Annotated in this window: 19 protein-coding genes; 5 read left to right on the forward strand and 14 right to left on the reverse strand. The window is 53.4% G+C overall.

Features of this window, described 5'->3' with window-relative positions; genetic code table 11:
• Positions 1-5: 5 nt before the first annotated feature.
• From ACOTXL_RS11380 to rfaQ, 3 genes are read right to left on the reverse strand one after another with little or no spacing between them, the layout of a single operon-like run.
• A complete protein-coding gene (locus ACOTXL_RS11380; protein WP_022650148.1) occupies positions 6-1,106 on the reverse strand; it encodes a glycosyltransferase in 1,101 nt (366 codons plus the stop codon).
• A 2-nt stretch (positions 1,107-1,108) separates the two neighbouring features.
• Positions 1,109-2,236 (reverse strand): glycosyltransferase family 4 protein, encoded by a 1,128-nt coding sequence (locus tag ACOTXL_RS11385; protein WP_045350351.1) that lies wholly within the window; start codon positions 2,234-2,236, stop codon positions 1,109-1,111.
• Positions 2,233-3,303 (reverse strand): putative lipopolysaccharide heptosyltransferase III, encoded by a 1,071-nt coding sequence (gene rfaQ, locus ACOTXL_RS11390; RefSeq protein WP_003860870.1) that lies wholly within the window; start codon positions 3,301-3,303, stop codon positions 2,233-2,235. Before rfaQ ends, ACOTXL_RS11385 begins: the two co-directional genes overlap by 4 nt.
• 150 nt (positions 3,304-3,453) lie before the next feature.
• Between rfaQ and ACOTXL_RS11395 the strand changes: the two genes are divergently transcribed.
• Entirely contained in the window at positions 3,454-4,407 is a 954-nt protein-coding gene (locus ACOTXL_RS11395) for a polysaccharide deacetylase family protein (protein ID WP_022650150.1), read from the forward strand.
• Between the two features lie 26 nt (positions 4,408-4,433).
• On the opposite strand, the gene ACOTXL_RS11400 is transcribed toward ACOTXL_RS11395, so the two are convergent.
• Genes ACOTXL_RS11400 through rfaD form a run of 6 tightly spaced genes read right to left on the reverse strand, consistent with a single transcriptional unit; the run spans position 4,434 to position 10,619 of the window.
• A complete protein-coding gene (locus ACOTXL_RS11400; protein WP_023315170.1) occupies positions 4,434-5,645 on the reverse strand; it encodes an O-antigen ligase family protein in 1,212 nt (403 codons plus the stop codon).
• Entirely contained in the window at positions 5,633-6,532 is a 900-nt protein-coding gene (locus ACOTXL_RS11405; protein ID WP_045350349.1) for a glycosyltransferase family 2 protein, read from the reverse strand. The genes ACOTXL_RS11400 and ACOTXL_RS11405 overlap by 13 nt, the downstream gene beginning before the upstream one ends.
• A 5-nt stretch (positions 6,533-6,537) precedes the next feature.
• Positions 6,538-7,647: a glycosyltransferase family 9 protein gene (locus ACOTXL_RS11410; RefSeq protein ID WP_032608201.1), complete on the reverse strand. Its 1,110-nt coding sequence runs from the start codon at positions 7,645-7,647 to the stop codon at positions 6,538-6,540.
• 3 nt (positions 7,648-7,650) lie between these two features.
• Positions 7,651-8,634: a lipopolysaccharide heptosyltransferase RfaC gene (gene rfaC, locus ACOTXL_RS11415; protein ID WP_032608202.1), complete on the reverse strand. Its 984-nt coding sequence runs from the start codon at positions 8,632-8,634 to the stop codon at positions 7,651-7,653.
• A 3-nt stretch (positions 8,635-8,637) separates the two neighbouring features.
• A complete protein-coding gene (gene rfaF / locus ACOTXL_RS11420; protein ID WP_003860863.1) occupies positions 8,638-9,684 on the reverse strand; it encodes an ADP-heptose--LPS heptosyltransferase RfaF in 1,047 nt (348 codons plus the stop codon).
• Positions 9,685-9,686: 2 nt separating this feature from the next.
• A complete protein-coding gene (gene rfaD / locus ACOTXL_RS11425; RefSeq protein WP_045332960.1) occupies positions 9,687-10,619 on the reverse strand; it encodes an ADP-glyceromanno-heptose 6-epimerase in 933 nt (310 codons plus the stop codon).
• A 213-nt stretch (positions 10,620-10,832) separates the two neighbouring features.
• On the opposite strand from rfaD, the gene kbl reads away from it, so the two are divergent.
• Positions 10,833-12,029: a glycine C-acetyltransferase gene (gene kbl / locus ACOTXL_RS11430; protein WP_045332959.1), complete on the forward strand. Its 1,197-nt coding sequence runs from the start codon at positions 10,833-10,835 to the stop codon at positions 12,027-12,029.
• 9 nt (positions 12,030-12,038) lie between these two features.
• Positions 12,039-13,067 (forward strand): L-threonine 3-dehydrogenase, encoded by a 1,029-nt coding sequence (tdh, locus tag ACOTXL_RS11435; RefSeq protein ID WP_017383610.1) that lies wholly within the window; start codon positions 12,039-12,041, stop codon positions 13,065-13,067.
• Positions 13,068-13,094: 27 nt separating this feature from the next.
• On the opposite strand, the gene ACOTXL_RS11440 is transcribed toward tdh, so the two are convergent.
• Entirely contained in the window at positions 13,095-14,009 is a 915-nt protein-coding gene (locus tag ACOTXL_RS11440) for a hypothetical protein (protein ID WP_045350347.1), read from the reverse strand.
• Between the two features lie 15 nt (positions 14,010-14,024).
• Positions 14,025-15,230, reverse strand: coding sequence for a glycosyltransferase (locus ACOTXL_RS11445; RefSeq protein WP_045350346.1), 1,206 nt, complete (start codon positions 15,228-15,230; stop codon positions 14,025-14,027).
• Between the two features lie 205 nt (positions 15,231-15,435).
• Between ACOTXL_RS11445 and ACOTXL_RS11450 the strand changes: the two genes are divergently transcribed.
• Positions 15,436-16,236: a glycosyltransferase family 2 protein gene (locus ACOTXL_RS11450; protein WP_045332956.1), complete on the forward strand. Its 801-nt coding sequence runs from the start codon at positions 15,436-15,438 to the stop codon at positions 16,234-16,236.
• Between the two features lie 11 nt (positions 16,237-16,247).
• On the opposite strand, the gene ACOTXL_RS11455 is transcribed toward ACOTXL_RS11450, so the two are convergent.
• The 3 genes from ACOTXL_RS11455 to gpmM are packed head-to-tail and all read right to left on the reverse strand — an operon-like array spanning position 16,248 to position 20,021.
• Positions 16,248-17,180 carry a divergent polysaccharide deacetylase family protein gene (locus ACOTXL_RS11455; RefSeq protein ID WP_032634365.1) on the reverse strand — a complete coding sequence of 311 codons (933 nt, stop codon included), beginning with the start codon at positions 17,178-17,180 and terminating at the stop codon, positions 16,248-16,250.
• 3 nt (positions 17,181-17,183) lie between these two features.
• A complete protein-coding gene (gene envC / locus ACOTXL_RS11460) occupies positions 17,184-18,443 on the reverse strand; it encodes a murein hydrolase activator EnvC (protein WP_026094345.1) in 1,260 nt (419 codons plus the stop codon).
• 33 nt (positions 18,444-18,476) lie between these two features.
• On the reverse strand, positions 18,477-20,021 hold the full coding sequence (gene gpmM / locus ACOTXL_RS11465; RefSeq protein ID WP_022650159.1) for a 2,3-bisphosphoglycerate-independent phosphoglycerate mutase: 1,545 nt from the start codon (positions 20,019-20,021) through the stop codon (positions 18,477-18,479).
• Between the two features lie 248 nt (positions 20,022-20,269).
• Between gpmM and ACOTXL_RS11470 the strand changes: the two genes are divergently transcribed.
• Complete coding sequence (locus tag ACOTXL_RS11470; RefSeq protein ID WP_003860840.1) at positions 20,270-20,701, forward strand: rhodanese-like domain-containing protein; 432 nt, start codon at positions 20,270-20,272, stop codon at positions 20,699-20,701.
• The last annotated feature ends 7 nt before the right edge of the window (positions 20,702-20,708 follow it).

The raw sequence follows: 20,708 nt of genomic DNA on the forward strand, positions 1-20,708 counted from the left end.
CCTGATTATTTTTGGTTGTCGACCAAAGCAATGTATTGCTGGCAAATGGCGTTAATACCGAACGATGCGATCGTTTCGCGATCAACAACTGGCGGAGAGGCATACAATTCTGCCAGTGTTTTCGCCAGTGATTCGTCGGTTAACGCTGTCAGACCTCGCGCCAGGGGGCCAGTAAGGATCTCAGCAGGACCGCCAGGGCAGTTTGTACTCACCGGTGGGGTCTGACAGATAATGGACTCTACCAGTACATTACCAAAACCTTCGCAGTCGGAACTTAACACTAAAAGGCGTGCCCCTTTGATCCACGGGTAGGGGTTGGTTTCGAACGGGCGGAAGACGATCTTGTTTTCAATTCCCAGCTTAGCGGCAAGCTGTTTGAGCTGGTTTATTTTCGCGTCAGAACCTTTGCCCATCAACACCAGCGATGCGTCGATCTTGCTCAGCGCAAACGCCCGCAGCAGCCGGTCGTGACGTTTGTGTTCATGAAAACGGCCAACGTGGATAATGTAATCCTGCCCCTGCATCTCAAAGGGCGCTTCCGCCAGACGCTGAATTTCAGGGATATCAAAGGGGTTATGGATAACCGCTTTGCGCCGCAGGGGGATCGCGAGTACTTCAGAGAGGTCGTGCAGCACGGCGCCGGAAACCGCCACCACGTTGCGGTTTTCATAGGTATGCCGAATTTTATAATGCTTAAACCAGCGAGAAAGCCCGCTGCGATGGCGCAAATAGGAGAAGGAGAACATCCCGTGAACGCAGAACCAGACCTTATCCCGATCCAGCACGCGGCTGTGCGCCACGATACGGTCGGTTTTATGCAGATGCGAGAACACGACGTCAAATTTACCGCTGCGTTCTGCCTTCTCGATGGCGCGATCCAGCAAACGGGCGCGACGCGGGATCTCGGTCAGCTTCCGCCAGGGTTTTTTACAGGTATCCTGCACAATCTGAAAATCGATGCCTTCCGGAATGGCGTAGTCGCACACCTTCCGTAAGGAGAAAAGGGTGACCTGATGCCCCAGTTCTGTCAGTCCGCTGGAGAGGGTGAGAACCGTTTTTTCGGCTCCTCCACCGGGTAAACCATCAATAATCATTAGGATGCGCATTATTAATCCAGTAATTTTTGATAAAGCGAAATAAGCTGACTTGATAGTTTTTCAGGGGTTGCTTCTCTGACGCGTTCACGCGCCGCAAGCCCCATATTATTATTTTTTTCCAGTGAAGGGATGGACATGACGGCCTCCTTCAATGTGTGGATATCAAGTGCATCACAGTAAAACCCGTTCTGGCCTTGCTCAATAAATTCTGAACCACCGCAACTCTCTGACGTAATGACGGGCAATCCACAGGCCATTGCTTCAAGTATGACGTTAGGGAAAGGATCATACAGCGTCGGCAGCAGTAAACCATCAGAAAGCTGATAAAATGGCAGCGTCTCTTTTTGCATCCCCAGAAAACGGATTTGCCTTTCACAGCCTAATGAACGGGCGAGGTCGCGATAACGGCTTTCCGCTTTATCCTGACCGACCACAACCAGCCACGCCGATGTTCCTGCTATAGCCCGAATAGCGCTTGCCAGCCCCTTGCGTTCAAACCCTGAACCCACGAAGCAGAAAATGACGGCATCAGCGGGTAAGCCAAATTGCTGACGCAGTACAGCGCGTTGTCTCTCTTCTGCCGGAACGAAGCGGCTGGAATCTATTGAATTATAAATCACATGTATCTTTTTTGCGTCAATATCAAAGTCTTCGACGATTTCGCGTTTGATCATCTCCGCATTACAGATAACGGCTTTCAACTCGGGAGCCTGGTACATTTCACGTTCTGCGTTCATCACGTAGCGGTGATAACGATCGTGCATAAGCAGCTTCGCACGCCAGGCGGGAAGAATACGCGTACGCTGTAGCAGCCAGCGTCGATGTACACCATCCCCGGCGCGGTAAATATCGCAGCCCGGAATACGTTCGTGGCTCTGGACAATATCAAACTGCTGTTGCTGCCACAGCGCGCGTGCGGCGTGTGCAAAGCCGCGCTCACGGCTGATGCGGCCCCACTTTCGTGGATCGCAAATATGAATATGCCAGTCGTCCTGCTTTTCGCCCTGCCACTCGCGGGTGATGACGTTGAGCTCAAGATTTTGATTGCTCAGCGCGGTAAGTGCCCTGGAGACAAAACGTTCTGCTCCTCCATCCGGACGATATTTTTGGCGCACAATGGCCAGACGATGAAGCTTCATTGCAGGTATCTCCTTGCGGCGGAGACGACAGCATCAACGGGGATGGCGTCGAGATAACGTTCTGTCGTTTTTGTATCAATGGCGTCAGGGTTGGGAAGCGGGCCGTAGTTACCTGCCCAGATGACCTCGCCGTTAACCTGCCATGGCGACCAGAACGTCAATTTTGACGGGCCAAACAGCGCCACGCAGGGCGTCTGAAGGGCGGCGGCCATGTGCATGGGTACGGAGTCAACGCCAATGAACAGGATCGCGTGATCGATTAGCGAGGCCAGCTGGCGCAGGGTTAACTGCCCTGCCAGCGATACAACACCCGTCTGCGGGGAGGCGGCAAGAATGCGGTCAATCATCGCCAGCTCTTTCTTATCCGGTCCCGCCGTAAGGACGATAGTGTGGCCGTCCTGCTGCAACGCGGCGATAGTTTGCGCCATTTTGCCTTCGTCCCAGCACTTAAAGAACCAGCGTGACGTGGGTTGAATAACGATGTAGCGGTCTCCCACGCCCTTTTGTGTCAGCTTTTGGTGAGCATGGCGCCAGTCATCCGCGCTGTAAGCCATGGTGACGGTAGGGTTGGCCATTACCGGCAGCGCTGACAGTATGGAGAGATTTTGTTCAACGGTGTGCAGCGACTGATGGCTGGCGACCGAGACCAGTTCACTGTGACAAAAACGCCAGAAGGCATTCTTGCGCTTGTTAAAAGCGAACCCGAGCCGAACCGGTGCGCCGGTGAAGCGGGTAACAATCGCGCTGCGCCACTGATCGGCAAGATTGATCACCAGATGATAATGCTGAGCGCGTAAAGCACGAAGCAACTGCCACTCTTTTTGCAGGTGCTTCAGCGTCCCCAGCTGCTTCCATTTACGATCGATACCATAGATCGTCCCGATTGCCGGATGCGCGGCGAGCATGTCTCGCGTCTCTTCATAGAGAAGCACGTCGATTTGGGCTTCAGGCCATTTCTGGCGTAATGAATTGATGACGGGGGTGGTGAGTAACATGTCGCCATGATGGCGAAGTTTGATCAGTAAAATGCGCAAATCAGGCGTGTCAGGTAAGTTATTCATCATCATCTTATCGGCGTTGTACTATTGGCAATTCTAATAGACCTGGTAACGACTTGCACTCTTTCTCCATAATGTCAGGAATTTCCCTGGAAGGGTTTACTCCTGCTTTCGGGCGTGCGTAACATAGCGCTAACTATTTTGTCTTGCGGACTTATTATGAAAAAACCAGCGTTTATCATCACGATCGATACCGAAGGGGATAATCTCTGGCAGAACCACCGGGTGATCAAAACGGAAAACGCGCGCTACCTGGCGCGGTTTCAGGCGCTTTGTGAACGCTTCGGCTTTAAGCCCGTCTGGCTGACCAACTACGAGATGGCCGTCGAACCGGTATTCATTGAGTTCGCGAAAGAGGTCATAGCCCGCGGCCAGGGTGAGGTGGGAATGCATCTCCATGCCTGGAATAGCCCTCCGGAGCACGATCTGACCGGTGATGACTGGCGCTGGCAGCCTTATCTGATTGAGTTTTCAGACGAGGTCATGCGTGAGAAAGTGCTGTTCATGACCCGCTTACTGGAAGAGACTTTCCAGACAAAAATGCTCAGCCATCGCGCCGGGCGCTGGGCATTCGACAGCCGTTACGCCCGGTTGCTGATTGAGCTGGGGTATCAGGTAGATTGTTCCGTTACGCCGCGCGTGAACTGGCGCAACGCGAAAGGTGCCCCGCAGGGTAATGGCGGAACGAATTACCAGCATTTTCCCGATCGCGCCTATTTTTTGGACGTAGACGACATTTCCCGGCCGGGAAACAGCCCTCTCCTCGAAGTGCCGATGAGTATCCAGTATAAACACCCGGCATGGCTGAATTCCCTGAAGCAGGGTTACGATCGTCTGCGCGGTAAATACCGTTCTCCGTCAGTTAACTGGTTACGCCCGTCCGGCGGTAACGCGCAGGAGATGATTAAGGTTGCGCAGCAGTGCCTGGCTCAGGGGAATGACTACGTAGAGTTCATGCTGCATTCGTCGGAATTTATGCCTGGCGGCAGCCCTACTTTTAAAGACCAGGCCGCGATTGAGGGACTGTATCAGGATCTGGAGCAGCTCTTTACCTGGTTATCAGATAAGACCGTGGGGATGACGCTTGCGGAGTTTTACCAGTACAAAAAATAGTTATGCCCGCCAGGCGGGCATATTTATTATTGCTGCTTTGTTTGTGAGAAAGGTGTACTTAACGCAAACAAAATCATAAAGAAGATTAAGGCTTCTGAACTGAGCAGTATGACATCCGTCAGTCCATACAAAAGCAAAAGAAGCATTGACGTTAGCAGCAGCGCGTTTCTGTTTCGTAGGGCATACGCAATCATCGAAACGAAGAAAAAGAGCATTACCGCTACGCCGGGGATCCCCTGCAAAGAGTATTTCTCAATAAATTCATTATGCAGATGAACTTTGATGTATTCGAGTGCACTGCCAAGGTGCGGATGTCCGTCTTTAATATACTGCCGCGTCCACGCTTCACGCTGTTCCAGCGATTGCCCTAACGGATGCGCAAGACCATTCTCGATCCCGACAGTCCACATCGAAAAACGTGCGCCCAATGACGTGCGGTCAAAACCTTGTTGATAACGTTCAACCTCACGTTGGGTTTGTTTAATTTTCGGCGAAATCAATGGCTTGTAGCTAACGATTACAACGCCTGCAACAATGCATAGAAAGATGAGGGCGGATTTAAGATGAATCTTTCTGAAATGATAAAGCGTGAGCACAATTGCCAGAAGCAGATATAAACCCATCGCAGCACGGGTCCCCGTCAACAGTATGACGAAGTAAGAGATTAATATAGTGAAGCCCGCAACAACATACAGCTTCACGTTCTGTTGAAGGTAAAGACTGTATACGAAAGCCAGTGACAGGACAGAATAAACATAGGCTGAAACGGTGGCACGGTTAATTGCCATCTCAACGCGAGTCATACCTTGTGAGGCCTGCCACAAGCCATACCCTGTGGCGAGCACAAACCCTAAGGCCGTTGCGAAGAAGAAAAATTTCCTGAAGGTGTCCTTATCGATATAAAACTTAAAGCGGTCAATATAGAAAATCAGGACACTCGCTAAAATTAATTTTTTGCTGGCACCGAGATAGTCGCTGTAAAGGTTGAGTCCCTCGTTATGATACTCATAGAGTAAATACCAGCCGAGGTTAAGTAATCCAATCAGCAGAATGGGCAGCGCTATAGTAAAAGGTCGCAGAGTGATTTTTTTATATTCGAAAGCCAGGCCAATAATACTGACGTAAATAGCAATATAGAAAAACTCTCTTTGCTTCCCTGAACTGACTAAAGCCAGTATCAAAGAGATGAGGCTCAAAGCGATCGTCAGTTGATAGAGCCGTGGTTTTATTTTTTCCATAATGCCTCAATAACCCTTTTTTTATAGCTAAAACGAACATCGGTGGAGAGGAAAAAAGACAATGTATACATGGCCTTTACGCGTTGTTTCACGAGCTGCAATTGTTGGTCTGTCAGACAGGACCGATGGTTGCTGTAAATATCAAACCAGTGGCAATTGACGAGATGTTTGTAGCGTGACGGAAATGTTCTTTCCATCTGTAACGTGCATTCGACAAGCGTTGAAATTTTGCTGGCGTCCAGAGTGCTCGACAAACTGTCGCGACGCTTGATGTAATAATAATGCCCCTGGCGTTGATAGACTATTTTGTTCGATTGCATCAGCATTCCAGGGAAGACAGCGAAATCCTCATAACATAACATCGGAGGAATAGGGTTACTCTCGTACAGGCTACGATGAATAAACTGGCCAATGAGATGCGCCTGAAAGTCTTTATGGCGCAAGAAACGAGCGACTGCTTCATGTTGTGGCAATGGCACAGGATTAAATCCCTGCCAGTCTGAAGTCATTTTCCGGGGATCGCGAATCTCAAGCAAACGTGTCAGTAACATATCCGGACGTTGCGCTTTCAGGAAGGCTATTGCGTCCCCGAGGCTGCCCGGCTTTAAGCAATCGTCACTGTCGAGCATCGTAATATACTCTCCCGATGCCAGCGCGACAGCGCTGTTTCGTACCCGGCCTACGTTACGAAAGTTCACGGTGCGCGTGATGATCTGAGGAAATTTCGGCGACCACTCTTCAATTATTGCCTGCGTGGCATCCTCAGAACTGTCATTGAAAATAATGACTTCAGTGTCCTGACCGATTGCTGCCAGCAGGCTTGAAAGCGTGGCGTGCAGCGTAGCTTCAGCGTTATGCGCAGCAATAATGACGCTTAAAAAAGCCATAAAAATTAGTTTCCTTGAGCGTCGGTAGCGCTAGCCAGTGAGCGGGCTTTGGGTAATGTACGGACAAACTGCTGAAGATCGTGTAACGCGGAGTCAGTGACAGAGAATAGCGCTTCCCGTTCTTGCGGGAAGTAATAGCGCGTTTCAAACACATAAGAACAAATGTTGTCGTCATTCCCGATCAGCATCACATTGCCAAGCGGACGCTGTTCGTAATGACAACACGGTCCAAACAGCAGGACCACCGGCACGCCGACGGCGTCTGCGATATAGACATTCCCCGAGTCAGACGCGATATAGCAGTCCATCTTTGAAATGGCCCAGGGAAGCTCTTCTAGCGAAATTTTGCCAATAAGATTAATAAAATTAGGGATTTCACCGTAAAGGCGGGTGATATCATCCATCCACGACTGTTCGTTTGGCGCGCCGAAGACATAAAACTCGCAGGGTAAATCAGCGAGTTGATCAACAATCCGCTTCCAGATACCCGGAGGGACGGTTTTGGCTTTATTGCCTGCCGCAATACTGATGCCGATGCGGATAACGTCAGGTTTATCAAGAATAGCCGGCCAGGTCGTCGGCTTGAAGAGCGGCTTTGTGGCGTGCTTGGGAGAGTCTTGCCATGTGAGCGAGCGGTCGGCCAGTTTCAGGTAGTTCGTCACCGAAAGCGTTTTTTTGCCATGCTCAACGGTACCGTCGGCCGCGAGATAGAAAATCCCGTGATACCACCTGCGCGTGTAAATGCTTAAAAATTGTTTGTTTTTGGCATTGCAGACGGCGGCAAAAAAGAGGTTCACGCTGTTGGGCTGTAGCAGGTAGACGTTGTCGTAGCGGTTCATGATCCTGCACGCGAAGCACAGTTTACGCCACAGGTTGCGCTTATGCTGCTCAATAAAATAGATCTGCTCGATAGTCTCATCATGCTTCGCCAGCGCACCAACGCTGCGACTGATCAACACATCGCTTTTTTGCAGCCAGGCCAGAAGAGGCGTCGCATTAATAAAGTCACCGATTTTGGCTGTTTGAATGACAAGGTTCTTGCCCGTGTCCTTTCGAAACAGCTTCCGGATGAGTTTCACCGGAAAGAGTAAAATCAGCAGAAATACATAACTCATGGGTTAAATATCCCTGTTGGAAAGCCGATGGCTGCCCTGTAAAAATGAAAAAATAGCATCTGCGCTAATATCCTTCGTTTGTTGCGTAGGGCTGACCATCTGATGCTGGTTTTTACCGTAACCCCCGATCAACCCCGGATCGGTCGGGCCGAAAATCGTGATATTAGGTCGATCCAGTGCGGCGGTTAAATGGCTTAACCCTGTATCCACAGAAACGACGGCGTTTGCGCCCGCCAGCTGTGCGGCAACTTGCGCCAGCGTGAGTTTGGGTAACACCTCGACATGGGAAAAACCGGCTGCCAGACGCTCCGCACGCTGACGCTCATGTTCAGCGCCCCACGGGAGTTTAATATGGATACCGCAAGGTTGCATTAGTTCAATCAGCCTTCGCCAGTGCGTTTCCGGCCAGTGCTTATCGTCGCGCGTTGTGGCATGCAGGAACACCAGATACGGCGCGGCATGCTCCTCCGTCTCGCGCAAAAAATGCTGTGCAATAGCGTAGTCACCCTGGGCTTCAGGTTTTGCATAGCCCAGGCTTTTCGCGAACAGCTCGCGGGTGCGCTCCACGGCGTGCTGTTGTTTCGCAATATGGTGTCGACGGTTATAGAACAGGCTCGCCAGCGGTTCGCGGGCGGTTTGCCAGTCCATGCCGTGCTTTACGCCATGCGCCAGACGCGTGACCAGCGCGGCGCTTTTCACCAGCCCCTGGGCGTCGACGATCGCGTCGTAACGCCGGGCCTGCACCGCTTCGCGGAAGGCTTTGCGTTCGGCTTTAATCGGTGCGGAGAACCACGCTTTGCGCCAGCGGCGAATGGCCACCGGGATCACGCGATCAACCGCTTCATGCCAGGTGGGGATCTGCGCGAAGCCTTCTTCCACCACCCAGTCAAAACGGATGCCGGGAATGGCCCGCATGGCGTCCGTCAGCGACGGCAGCGTATGCAGAACATCACCCATTGAGGAGGTTTTAACGATCAATACCCGCATCCGTTATCCTTCTTCGCTCAACAGCAATGCGTTGAGTTCTTCAAGGACGCGCTGCGGCGTGATGTCGATCAGGCTCTGATGATAGCCTTCTGCGGCATCGCCTTTACGCACCTTGTGGTAGCCGGTGATTAAACGGATCACGCGCGCCTTGTGCGACAGCGGCGGCGTGAAGTCCGGGCTGCTTGGGCCATACAGCGCAACCAGGGGACGATCCAGCGCGGCGGCGACGTGCATTAAACCGGAGTCGTTCGTCACCACGGCTTTACAGGCGGCAATCAAAATAACCGCCTGCTCGAGCTGCGTTTCCCCGGCCAGGTTTCGGCACCAGGCCTGTTGCTCGGTACTGAGCGTGGCGAGAATTTCATTGCCCGCCTCATGATCTTTCGCCGAGCCAAACAGCACAATCTGATAGCCTTCATCGATAAGCTGTTTCGCCAGCTCTGCATAGTGATAGTGCGGCCAGCGTTTTGCCGGACCAAACTCCGCGCCAGGGCAGAACCCAATCATCGGGCGTTCGGACGAAATGCCAAATGCGTTGCAGGTGTGGGATTTCTCCCCATCGCTTACCTGGAGCTGCGGCCACAGCAGCGGCTGCGGCAGATCTTTCGCGCTGCGCATCACGCCTTTGTCGTAGGCCAGCGCCACGTAGCGCTCGACCATCAGTGGCCAGGCCTCTTTATCCAGCACACGAGCATCGTTCAGCAGGCCGTAGCGCATTTCACCGCGCCAGCCGGTACGATGCGGGATGCCCGCAAAGAAGGGCACAAGGGCAGATTTGAAGGAGTTAGGTAGCACGTAGGCGCGGTCATAGCGTTTCTCGCGCAGGCTGTGGCCGAGTTTGCGGCGTTCACCGATTTCCAGCGCCCCGTGGCCGAGCGGCATCGGGATCGCCTCGTTCACTTCCGGCATACGCGATAACAGCGGACGGCACCATGCGGGTGCCATCACGTCGATTATCGCCTGGGGATAACGCGCCTTGAGCGTGCGATAGAGACTTTGCGACATCATCATGTCGCCCACCCATGACGGGCCGATCACCAGAATTTTCATACTTATGCGTCGCGGTTCAGCCAGGCCATATATTCCGTTACGCCTTCGGCAACGGTCTTGAACGGCTTGTCGTAGCCTGCGGCGCGCAGGTTAGTCAGGTCCGCCTGAGTGAATGCCTGGTAGCGGCCTTTCAGCTTATCCGGGAACGGAATGTACTCGATGCTGCCTTTCCTATGGTACGCCAGCGTCGCGTCTGCCACCGCCTGGAAGGATTCCGCGCGGCCGGTGCCCAGGTTGAAAATGCCGGACACGCCATTTTCCAGGAACCACAGGTTCACTGCCGCCACGTCGCCCACGTAGACGAAGTCACGCTTGAAGCCGTCGCTGCCTTCGAACAGTTTCGGGCTTTCGCCGTTATTTAACTGGGTGTTCAGGTGGAACGCCACGCTCGCCATGCTGCCTTTGTGGCCTTCGCGCGGCCCGTAGACGTTGAAGTAGCGGAAGCCGACAATTTGCGAGTTCGCTTCTGGCAGGATCTGACGCACGTACTCATCAAACAGGAATTTGGAGTAACCGTAGACGTTCAGCGGCTGCTCATATTCGCGGGATTCGATGAAATCTGAAGTGCGCCCACCGTAGGTTGCCGCGGAAGAGGCATACAGGAACGGAATTTCACGCTCCAGGCAGTAGTGCAGGAGCTCTTTGGAGTACTGATAGTTGTTATCCATCATGTACTTGCCGTCCCACTCGGTGGTGGAGGAGCACGCACCTTCGTGGAAGATGGCTTCGATCTCGCCGAACTCTTCACCCGCCATAATCTGGATAAGGAAGTCTTCTTTATCCATGTAGTCAGCGATGTTCAGATCCACCAGGTTCACGAACTTGGTGCCGTCTTTCAGGTTGTCCACCACCAGAATGTCGGTGATGCCTTTGTCATTGAGGGCCTTAACAATATTGCTGCCGATAAAGCCCGCGCCGCCAGTAACGATGATCATAACTGTAACCTTTGAAGTATGAGTCGGGGAGTATCCCGAACGCTAATCTCTTTATCATATCATCACAATGCTCAGGCTTCAGCCATTCACCGATATGCAGCAGGGGTACGCGTGATTTATGCTGCAAAAACGAGAAGAGATACTGCGTCATCTCGTCATGAACTATTGGTTTGGGTAATATGTGCCAAAATTTGCCGAGTCTGGAGAATTGCAATGCGTGGTGATTTTTACAAACAGTTAAACAGCGACCTCGAGACCGCACGTGCGGAAGGGTTGTTCAAAGAAGAGCGTATTATCACGTCTGCCCAGCAGGCGGACATCACCGTTGCCGACGGCAGCCATGTGATCAACTTTTGCGCGAACAACTACTTAGGTCTTGCGAATCACCCTGAGCTGATTGCCGCGGCGAAAAGCGGCATGGACACCCACGGTTTCGGTATGGCCTCCGTTCGCTTTATCTGCGGTACCCAGGACAGCCACAAGCAGCTTGAGCAAAAGCTGGCGAACTTCCTCGGAATGGAAGACGCGATTCTGTACTCATCCTGCTTCGACGCCAACGGCGGTCTGTTTGAAACCCTGCTCGGCGCAGAAGATGCGATTATCTCCGACGCCCTGAACCACGCCTCCATCATCGACGGTGTTCGCCTGTGTAAAGCGAAGCGTTTCCGCTACGCCAACAACGACATGGTTGAGCTGGAAGCCCGCCTGAAAGAGGCCCGTGAAGCCGGTGCCCGCCACGTGCTGATCGCCACCGACGGCGTGTTCTCCATGGATGGCGTGATCGCCAACCTGAAGGGCGTGTGCGATCTGGCGGATAAATACGACGCGCTGGTGATGGTGGATGACTCTCACGCGGTTGGCTTTGTCGGCGAAAACGGTCGCGGCTCCCACGAATACTGTGACGTAATGGGCCGCGTGGACATCATCACCGGTACGCTGGGCAAAGCGCTCGGCGGCGCGTCTGGCGGTTATACCGCTGCGCGTAAAGAGGTGGTTGAGTGGCTGCGTCAGCGCTCCCGCCCGTACCTGTTCTCCAACTCCCTGGCGCCGGCGATTGTGGCTGCCTCTATTAAAGTGCTGGAGATGGTGGAATCCGGCGCTGAGCTGCGCGACCGCCTGTGGGCTAACGCCCGCCTGTTCCGTGAAAAAATGAGTGCCGCAGGATTCACCCTGGCCGGTGCTGACCACGCGATCATTCCGGTGATGCTGGGCGACGCGGTTGTCGCGCAGCAATTTGCTCGTGAGCTTCAGAAAGAAGGGATTTACGTGACCGGGTTCTTCTTCCCGGTGGTACCAAAAGGTCAGGCGCGTATCCGCACCCAGATGTCTGCGGCGCACTCGCCTGAACAAATTGAACGTGCGGTGGAAGCCTTTACCCGCATCGGCAAACAGCTGGGCGTAATTGCCTGAGGACGTGTGATGAAAGCGTTATCCAAACTGAAAGCGGAAGAAGGGATTTGGATGACCGACGTACCGGAGCCGGAAGTCGGTCATAACGATCTGCTGATCAAAATTCGTAAAACCGCCATCTGCGGTACTGACGTTCACATCTACAACTGGGACCAGTGGTCGCAAAAAACTATTCCCGTGCCAATGGTAGTCGGCCACGAATATGTCGGCGAAGTAGTCGGCATCGGCCAGGAAGTGAAAGGCTTCAACATTGGCGACCGCGTCTCCGGTGAAGGCCACATTACCTGTGGTCACTGCCGCAACTGTCGCGGTGGGCGTACCCACCTGTGCCGCAACACCGTCGGCGTGGGCGTGAACCGTCCGGGCTGCTTCGCGGAATACCTGGTGATCCCGGCGTTTAACGCGTTCAAAATCCCGGACAATATCTCTGACGATCTGGCCTCCATCTTCGACCCGTTCGGCAACGCGGTACATACGGCGCTCTCCTTCGACCTGGTGGGGGAAGACGTGCTGGTCTCCGGCGCAGGCCCCATCGGTATTATGGCGGCAGCCGTGGCGAAGCATGTGGGTGCGCGCAACGTGGTGATCACCGACGTGAACGAATACCGCCTGTCGCTGGCGCGCAAAATGGGCGTCACCCGCGCGGTGGATGTCTCGAAAGAGAGCCTGACCGATGTGATGGAAGAGCTGGGCATGACCGAAGGCTTTGACGTGGGTCTGGAGATGTCCGGCGCGCCACCCGCGTTCCGCACCATGCTCGACACCATGAACCACGGTGGTCGTATCGCGATGCTGGGTATTCCGCCGTCAGATATGTCCATCGACTGGAACAAAGTCATCTTCAAGGGGCTATTCATTAAGGGCATCTATGGCCGCGAGATGTTTGAGACTTGGTACAAGATGGCCGCGCTGATCCAGTCTGGTCTGGATCTGTCCCCGATTATCACTCACCGTTTCTCCATCGATGAGTTCCAGCAGGGCTTTGACGCGATGCGTTCCGGCCAGTCAGGGAAAGTGATCCTGAGCTGGGATAAATAATGAAAAAGGGGCCAGCGGCCCCTTTTTTTACTGATTCTTTTTCTCTTCGTCCGTCAGGTAACGCACCTTGCGGGTGTAGTCCTGACCTTTGAACAGCAGTTTGTTATCCGGCGATTCCAGATACTTCTGCCACTCGGAAAGCGGGAAACCACCGTGCGCGCCAATCACTTCTTTCGGCACAACGGCTTCCTGACCGCCGATCTTCTTGGAGACCGGCCAGTTCATCCAGTCGCCCAGGTTAACCGTTTTTACATCCAGCATGTCCAGCAGCGCAGCGAGCGGCAGCTGATCGGTCGGCGGCTGCGTATCGTCCATCAGCTCCCAGGTATCCTGGAACAGCGTCAGCCACAGCGGGCAGATACGGCGCCAGGTCTTTTTGGTGGCCGCAAGAAACGCGCCGTTAACGTGATCGACCAGATACGGGCGCACCGTTTCTTTGTAATATGCCGGCACTTTCTCCGCTGGCGCACCGTCCAGCTTGGCAATCATTTTGCCCTGACGGAAGCTGGAGTAGATGTGCATATCCGCCATGTTGATCTCTGGCATTTTAAGCAGGTTGAGATCGGAGTCGATCATCAGCACCCCTTCACCGCGCGCCTGCAACGGAGCATTAAGCTTCACCAGACGACTGAGGTAGATTTGCTTATAGCGGTAGTCTTCTTCACGTTTTGGAAGCGTGAGGGTCACAACGCGGGTTTTTAGCGGCAGCTCGCCGAAAGCGGATTCAGGCTGATCGCTGACGATAACAATCTCGCTGACGTCGGTGGCGTAACGCTCTGCAAAGGTCGCTGATAATAACGCCTCTTCGACGAAATCCGCGCCCGTACACGGGATCACGATGGAATCAACCGCAACGAGATCGCGCGTGACCGGAAGGGAAGCGTAGGGAATGTTATGACGCCCGGTAATGTGGCGGTAGCGAGCATTCAGGAATTTAAACATGTTCTTCTCGTTTGGTTATTGCGCGCCAAGAACGGCCTCGACACCGTTAACATAGCTTTCAATGGCATACATGTTGCAGACATTCTGGTGTGCGGCAGCGGCGAGCCGGGCGCGCAGAGCAGGATCCTGCCAGATATTATCCAGATGTTGAGCAAGTTGCGACACGTCGCTCCAGGGAAACAGCAGGCCGGTCGACTCATGATCGATCAATTCTGCCGTGCCGGTCACCTTTGAACCAATCACGGGAATATTCAGCAGCATTGCCTCCAGCACGACGCGCGGCAGGCCTTCGCTCTTCGAGGCCAGAATAAATGCGTCAAAGGTGGCGAGATAGTCAAAAGGCGTGTTCTGGAAACCGGTAAAAATGACGTGCTCAGCAATACCCAGCGCGTCAGCCTGTGCCGCCAGTGCGCCGCGCTCCGCCCCTTCACCGACCAGCACCATCTTCCATTTTGCCTGCGGGTGCCTCTGGCTGAACTGTGCCAGCGCCTCCAGCGTATGGTGGTTGGCTTTGCGAGGGATTAGCGAGCCAATGCTGCCGAACACAAACGTGTCGTCATCAATGTTCAGGCGCTGGCGCATCGCGCGTCGGTCAGGCAAAGGCTGGTGGATGTCGATAGCATTGTTGACCGTGGTACACAGCGCTGGCCGGACGCCATGCTGAAGTAGCACACGTTCAACGCCGTGCGAGACGGCGATGATTTTTGTGGCATGGGCATTCACCAGCTTCACCAGCGGCGGGGTCAGCACCGGTTCAATCCGGCAGTGCTGGATTATCCGCGCATGCAGGTTTGCGCCCGCCAGATACCCTTCTTCGTTAGAGCCTGGCTGGTTGTTCATATACAGCGTATCGAAACCACCTTCCCTGAAAATGGTCTCGATCTTGCTGACGTTGGGGCGAATGCGCCACAGGGTATCGATATGTCGCGTAAATGCTTTGCGCGCCGAACGCGAGAAAAACAGCAGACCACGTCCCGCTTCTTTCAGGAGTTTTGCCCATGCCGGTTGCTTACGTTGAGGGATAACGAGTAGAGGTATCCCAATGCTATTGAGCACCTGGCCTATCGTTTCACCTTCAGCACGACTATAATCACTGTAAAAACAACAAGTAATGTCGAATTTTTCGCGGTTGATTCGCTTCAGAAGCTCAAGCATACTGTTGGTACCTCCCCCCCATTCTTTGCCCGTGTCCAGGAGGAGGATTTTACGTTTTTGCGGCATGTCTGAATCCGTATGCTACCCTTCATCTGACCGCATTATAAAGAATTTGTTGAAATAAAATAGATTTTTTGTATTTCTTTGTCTTTTTATAAGAAAACGTTTTAAACGCGCTTATTTTAAAAGTGTGATTTAAGACTTTAATCGCCTCTTCTCAATTAGATACTATTAGCGAAAGTATTTATGTTGTTATTGAGAGAGTGAGAAAATGTTTAAAATAACGGTCTGCTTATTAACGTTTAACTCCGAAAGAACGTTGCACGATGTTATTCCTCCTCTTTTAAAAATAGCGGATGAATTCGTTGTAGTTGATTCCGGAAGTACAGACGCAACGATATATATTTGCCAGAGTTATGGATTGTCGGCCATATTCAAAAAATATAGCTGGCACGGCGAGCAGATGAACCATGCCGTATCCCATGCACACAACGACTGGGTGCTGTGCATGGACAGCGACGAAATACTCGATCAAGAAACCGTTGATGCTATTTTAAAATTAAAAATGGGCGATGAACCCGAATCGGATATGGCGTGGCGGATATGTCGTCACTGGTTTGTTCTGGGAGAAAATGTCCGAACGATTTATCCCGTCTCATCACCGGATTATCCGGTGCGTCTTTTTAACCGTACGCAGTCGCGATTTAATAACCGGCCAGTAGACGATCAGGTCGAAGGTTTTCTCCGTTCTGAACGTATTCCTGGCTATGTCAGACATGATACGTTTTATTCACTGCATGAACTTTTCAATAAATTAAACGGATATACCACTCGCCTGGTTCAATATCAGACGATACGTCCCTCTCTTGGTCGCGGCGCGATCAGCGCTATCGGCGCATTTTTCAAATGGTATCTGTTTAGTGGTGCCTGGCGTCAGGGCAAAGTGGGTGTGGTGACAGGGTTTTATGCCACGGCGTACAGTTTTTTGAAGTATTTCAAGGCCTGGTATCAGAATCGGGAAAAGAAAGAGTCCGTTGCAAAAGAGCAGTCGGACTCTTATCTGGCAGAATAGGCGTTAGCCGATCAGGCTTTTTTTCCCCAACCCTGCCACTGTTGCTGGACGTATTTAACCAGCGTACTGCTGCTGATGCTTTCGCCAATCACCGTGAAGAAGCGGGTTGCATAGACCGGTTCAGGCGGCTGTTTCAGCGTGCAGTTCTTCACGCCGCGGAATGGATTACGTGGCCGCGTTGCGGGTGGTTGCGCGCTACCCGGACGAGAAGTATCCACCTGAGGTTCATTGAGCAGATCGCTCGGACGCACCAGCGTGATATCGGCGGGTAAGCCCGGCAACATTTGCTGCAAAACGCGAACGGTAGATGGATGCGGATGCCCAATGGCAATCGCCGAACCGTTACGGCGCGCCAGCTGTACCGCGCGGTTGAACTGGACGCGGATATCCGCTTCGTTCTGGGAGTCATCCAGGAATACTTTGCGCTTGATGACTTTCACGCCCGTTCCCTGAGCGGCACGCATCGCCTGGCTGTTGCCGATGGTCATGCTGTCGAGGAAATAGAGGTTGTAACGCTCCAGCGCCTGCATCACTTTCAGCATACCGTACAGGCTGGAGGTCATCGCGCTGCCCATATGGTTATTCAGACCCACGGCATACGGCACTTTATTGTACGCATCGCGGATGATGCGATCGATCTCGTCGCTGCTCATGTCCGGGCGCAGGGTATCTTTTTCCAGCGGCTGCTTGCTGAGGGGGGCCATCGGCAGATGGATAAGGACCTGATGGCCGCCATTGTGCGCTTTGGTCGCCATTTCATGCGCGTGAGGCGCATTAGGCAGGACGGCGACAGAGATGGCTGACGGCATCGCCAGCACCTGATTTTCATAGTGTGGTCGATAACCGAAGTCATCAATCACAATCGCGAGTTTGCCTGCATAAACCGGTGCAGCCAGCGCCAGTGCGCTGACTACGGAAAAAACAATTCGACGAAATTGAAGCAAAACTTATCTTCCCAACCACGGCTGTGGATTGACCGCCTGACCCTGACGACGAATTTCGAAATAGAGTGACGGGCGGCCCTGACCGCCACTGCTGCCCACAAGGGCAATGGGTTGACCCGCGCGCACCTGAGTGCCAACGCTGACTAGCGCACTCTGGTTGTAGCCGTAAAGACTCATGTCGCCTTTACCGTGTTCAACCACCACCACGAGCCCATAACCCTGTAGCCAGTCGGCCAGGATCACGCGGCCATCGGCGATGGCTTTCACTTCGCTACCTTCAGACGCACCGATAACGATCCCCTTCCAACGTAGCTCACCCTGCAACTGTTCGCCATAGCGATGCAGGATCGTACCGCGAACGGGCCAGTAAGCCTGACCACGCGGGGAGCCGAGGCCGCCGGTACGGGACATCAGGGAACGTTCATTTTCAGTCGGTTTGTAGGTGGTGCCTTTCCGGGAGGCTTCCTGCTGCTTGTTACGCACCGCCTGCGCTTCGCGCGCTTCTTTTTCGGCGCGCGCTTTGGCCGCGGCTTCTGCCCGGGCAATGCTGTTACGCAGTCTCGATTCGTTGGCGCGCATTTCGCTCAGCTGGCTTTGTCCTGCCTGGATAGAGGACTCCAGCCCGGCGAGCGTCTTCTTACGCTCATTGCGCGCCTGCTCAAGCTTCTCCTGCTGCGCCTGCTGATCGTAGAGCAGCGTTTGCTGCTGGCTCTGCTTCTCTTCCAGCTCGGCTTTTTGCGTGGTGACTTCTTCGCGCGTCTGTTTCAGCTGCGCAATGGTCTCCTGACGCGCCTGGTTAAGATAGCCGAAATAGGCCTGTAAACGCTGGCCTCGCTGGCTCTCTTCACCGCTGAGGATCAGCTGAAGACCTGTGTGTTCACCCTGACGGAAAGCAGCATCAAGCTGTGCAGCAAGGTTCCGCTCCTGGGCATCGCGCTGACGCTCCAGTTTCGCAATCGACGCGTTCATTTCATCGATTTGCTTATTGAGCTGGGCAAGGGTGTTTTGTGTTTCACGCAGCTTACGCGCGGCGGCGGAAATGGCCTCTTCCTGCTTTTTAAGCTGGGCGAGCAGGGTGGCGCGCTGCTGTTGCTGCTGACGTACCGCACGCTCTTTGGCGGCGATATCGGCCTGAATGGATTTAAGCTGATCGCGGTCATCCGCGTGGGCGGATGCGGCGCACAGCAATACGCCAGCGCTGAGTGCGCTGGCGCAAAGCAGAGGTCTGACTGATAACCGAAGCGGCTTCACGACCCATGTGATTGAAAAAATCGCCTTTCCCCTCATGGGGAGCGATTATTCCACGATGAACAGCGGCTTGCCAGTCATCTCTTCAGGGATTTCCATACCCATCAGCGACAACATGGTTGGCGCGATGTCGGAAAGCTTGCCGCCTTCCACTGCTTTCACTGATTTATCACCCACATAAATCAGTGGAACAGGCAGGTTGGTATGGGCGGTATGTGCCTGACCGGTTGCCGGGTCACGCATCTGTTCTGCGTTACCGTGGTCAGCGGTAATCAGCAGTTGGCCGCCTACGGATTCAACCGCTTTCGCAACCTGCTCAACGCAGTGGTCCAGCGCTTCAACCGCTTTAACGGCTGCTTCCATCACGCCGGTGTGGCCCACCATATCGCCATTCGGATAGTTACAGATGATGGTGTCGTATTTACCGCTTTGGATCGCGGCCACCAGTTTTTCGGTCAGCTCCGCAGAGCTCATTTCTGGCTGGAGATCGTAAGTGGCGACTTTCGGTGAGTTAATCAGGATGCGGTCTTCGCCTTTAAACGGCTCTTCTACGCCGCCGTTAAAGAAGAATGTCACGTGCGCATACTTCTCAGTTTCGGAGATGCGCAGCTGCGTTTTGTCATTTTTCGCCATCCACTCGCCGAAGGTGTTTGCCAGCGAGGCGGGCGGATACGCGCATGGGGCTTTGATATCCGCTGCATATTCGGTCAACTGGATGAAATCAATTTTCGCCACTTTCTTACGGGCGAAACCGTCAAAATCGCTGTTGACGAAGGCGCGGGTGATTTCGCGCGCGCGATCGGCACGGAAGTTCATGAAGATCAGCGCATCGCCATCTTCCATGGCGGCATCGGCCTGGCCTTCAGCGCGGATCACGGTTGCCTTCACAAATTCGTCGTTTTCATCACGCGCGTAAGCCGCTTCCAGGCCTTCAACGGCGGTCGGGAACTGGAACTCGCCTTTTGCCAGGGTCAGCAGATCATAGGCTTGCTCAACGCGGTCCCAGCGGTTGTCGCGGTCCATGGCATAGTAACGACCAATGATGGACGCCACGCGGCCTTTGCCCAGTGCGGCAAATTTGTCTTCAAACGCTTCAAGAGAACCTTTTGCGCTGCGTGGTGGCGTATCGCGACCATCCAGGAAGGCGTGCAGATAGATTTTTTCCGCACCGCGCTCAGCGGCCAGTTCTACCATCGCCATGATGTGATCTTCGTGGCTGTGAACACCGCCCGCAGAGAGCAGACCCATAATGTGAACGGCCTTGCCTGCGGCAACGGCTTTATCAACCGCTCCGGTGAGCGTTGGGTTGGCAAAGAATGTACGTTCTTTGATTTCAACGTCCAGGCGTGTCAGGTCCTGATAAACGATACGGCCCGCACCCAGGTTAACGTGACCCACTTCTGAGTTGCCCATCTGACGATCCGGCAGACCCACTTCCAGGCCAGACGCATCAATCAGGGTGTGGGGACGTTTTGCCCATAGCGCATCCATAACCGGGGTTTTGGCGTTGAAAATGGCGTTATCCTGTTGATCTTCACGGTAGCCATAGCCATCCAGAATCACCAGTACCATAGGTTTTTTAGAAACCGACATTGCGACAACCTCATGCTCAAGAGACAAAAAATTTGCGTAATTTTACTACAGCTGAATCGATAAAATAGCCGCAGAAGATCAAAGAAAGCGCGGGGGCAAGGCTGTTCTCAGGCCATTTTGAGGCTTTTTTTACGTGGCATGCCGCAGAAAATAGATTAGCTTTATGTCGCTGGCTGTATTTGCCACAGCGCACAGGTATACTCCTGTCCTGGTTTTTTTAATCACTTAGTCGGGAGTTGTTACCCCCCATGCAAGAAATTATGCAATTCGTTAGCCGCCACCCGGTTCTGAGCATCGCGTGGATTGGCCTGCTGGTCGCTGTACTGTTCACCACATTTAAAGGACTGACGTCTAAAATTAAGGTGATCACCCGCGGTGAAGCGACACGTCTGATCAACAAAGAGGACGCCGTGGTTGTCGATCTGCGTCAGCGCGACGATTTCCGCAAGGGCCATATTGCAGGTGCTATCAACCTGCTGCCAGCGGAAATTAAAGCGAACAACATTGGTGAGCTGGAGAAGCATAAAGCTCAGCCGATTATTGTTGTTGACGGCACTGGCATGCAGGCGCAGGAATCTGCCAACGCACTGCATAAAGCAGGCTTTGAAAACGTAACGGTGCTGAAAGAAGGCATCTCCGGCTGGAGCGGGGAGAATCTTCCTTTAGTGCGCGGTAAATAAGGAGTTA

The sequence above is a fragment of the Enterobacter cloacae complex sp. IR5402 genome (assembly GCF_049238125.1).
Classification (GTDB): domain Bacteria; phylum Pseudomonadota; class Gammaproteobacteria; order Enterobacterales; family Enterobacteriaceae; genus Enterobacter; species Enterobacter hormaechei_C.